Source organism: Mesorhizobium sp. M7A.F.Ca.CA.004.04.2.1 (genome assembly GCF_004022825.1).
Taxonomy (GTDB): Bacteria; Pseudomonadota; Alphaproteobacteria; order Rhizobiales; family Rhizobiaceae; genus Mesorhizobium.
On the sequence record NZ_RZPH01001119.1, the window covers coordinates 1 to 1,865 of the forward strand.

Here is a 1,865-nt window from a genome sequence, read left to right on the forward strand (position 1 = left end):
TCTGGACTTCAGCCATGCTCGCGCCCAACAGGCAACAACCCGCCGCACCGAGCCACAACAGGGTTCCCGACGTCACCCTCGACTTCTGGCTGGTCAAGCTGATGGCGGTCACCACGGGCGAGACCGCGGCGGATTATCTTGCCGACACGATCGGGCTTGGGCTGACCGTCACCTCGCTGATCATGACCGGCATCCTGATCGCGGCCCTTGTCCTGCAGTTTACGCGGAAATGCTATGTGCCGTGGGCTTATTGGCCGGCGGTGGTGCTGATCAGCATCGTCGGCACGCTGGTGACGGACAGCCTCGTCGACAGTTTCGGCGTGCGCCTGCAGACGGCAACCATCGCCTTCTCGGTCGCGCTCGCCGCGACATTCGCGGTCTGGTACGCCAGCGAAAGGACGCTGTCGATCCACACCATCTTCACCACCAGGCGCGAGATCTTCTACTGGCTGGCGATCCTCTTGACCTTCGCGCTCGGCACCGCCGCCGGCGACCTCGTCGCCGAAAGCTTCGACATGGGCTACCTCACGACGGGGCTGCTGTTCGGCGGTGCCATCGCGCTGATAGCGCTCGCCTACTGGCTGCTGCATCTCGACGGCATCCTGGCCTTCTGGCTCGCCTATATCCTGACACGGCCGCTTGGCGCCTCCTTCGGCGACCTGCTGTCGCGATCGGCCAGGCACGGCGGCCTGGGTCTCGGCACCATCTTCACCAGCCTGCTCTTCCTTGGCTGTATCTTTGCGCTTGTCCTGCACATGACCCTGAAGGAGGCAACCGACGAGGCCGATGAACTGTTGCTGGACCTGGACTGAAGCCTTGGCCTCGTCATCCGCGCGCGGAGCAAGGAGCGTAGCGACGCAGCGCGGACCCGACGATGACGAAGTTGGGAGAAGCCGCTCCGAATGCCTGCGCCTTCGTGACATCCTAGGAACAAGCCCGTGCCGGTGATAGCCTCTCCATCTCGGCAACGGACCGGACCTTTCATGCGACTGCTTCTCGTCGAGGACGACCACAGGACGGCCGACTATATCGTCAGGGGACTGACCGAGGCCGGCCATGTCTGCGACCTCCTTCGCAACGGACATGACGCGCTGTTCGCGGCGACCCGGGGCAATTACGACGTGATCGTCGCCGACCGGATGATCCCCGGCCTCGACGGCCTGTCGATGATCAAGGCGGTGCGCGCCGCGGGCGTACGGACGCCCACGATCTTTCTCACCTCCGTCGGCGGCATCGACGATCGCGTCGAGGGGCTGGAGGCCGGCGGCGACGACTATCTGGTCAAGCCCTTCGCCTTTTCCGAACTTCTCGCCCGCATCAACGCGCTTGGCCGGCGGCCGGCGGCGCAGGAGCAGAAAACCGTCCTGCGGGTCGCCGACCTCGAAATGGACCTGATCATGCGGCGGGTCACGAGGCGGGGCCAGCCGATCGACCTGCAGCCGCGGGAATTCAGCCTGCTGGAAGTGCTGATGCGCGGCGAAGGCCGCGTCATCACCCGCACCATGCTTCTGGAGCGCGTCTGGGATTTTCATTTCGATCCCAGGACCAGCGTCGTCGAGACCCATATCAGCCGGCTGCGGGCCAAGGTCGACAAGCCCTTCGAAACCCAGCTCATCCACACCGTCCGCAACACCGGCTACAGCCTGCACGCGCCGTCATGACCGGAACATGGTCCCGCCTGCTGCGCAGCACGCCGTTCCGGCTGGCTCTGACCTTCGCCTTCCTGTTCGTGCTGGCCTTCGTCCTGTCGGGCGCCATCGTCTACCAGATGATGAGCGCCGATCTTGCCGAGCGGCTCGACGACACCATCAAGGAGACCTACGCGGTCGTCGCCGCGACCTATGCCGAGAACGATCTCAAGGAGC

General features: G+C 64.8%; 2 protein-coding genes and 1 pseudogene. All 3 read left to right on the top strand.

From position 1 onward, the window contains the following. Positions 1-14: 14 nt before the first annotated feature. Positions 15-812 (top strand): hypothetical protein, encoded by a 798-nt coding sequence (locus tag EN893_RS31960; RefSeq protein WP_127268443.1) that lies wholly within the window; start codon positions 15-17, stop codon positions 810-812. A gap of 171 nt (positions 813-983) precedes the next feature. Then, on the top strand, positions 984-1,661 hold the full coding sequence (locus EN893_RS31965) for a winged helix-turn-helix domain-containing protein (protein WP_127268444.1): 678 nt from the start codon (positions 984-986) through the stop codon (positions 1,659-1,661). After that, a pseudogene (locus EN893_RS31970) lies at positions 1,658-1,865 on the top strand (two-component sensor histidine kinase); the annotation flags it as partial. The gene EN893_RS31965 and the pseudogene EN893_RS31970, both read left to right, overlap by 4 nt.

Excerpts from the sequence above, each read along its gene's own strand:
- EN893_RS31965 (WP_127268444.1), top strand. The coding sequence starts at position 984 with ATGCGACTGCTTCTCGTCGAGGACGACCACAGGACGGCCGACTATATC.
- EN893_RS31960 (WP_127268443.1), top strand. The coding sequence starts at position 15 with ATGCTCGCGCCCAACAGGCAACAACCCGCCGCACCGAGCCACAACAGG.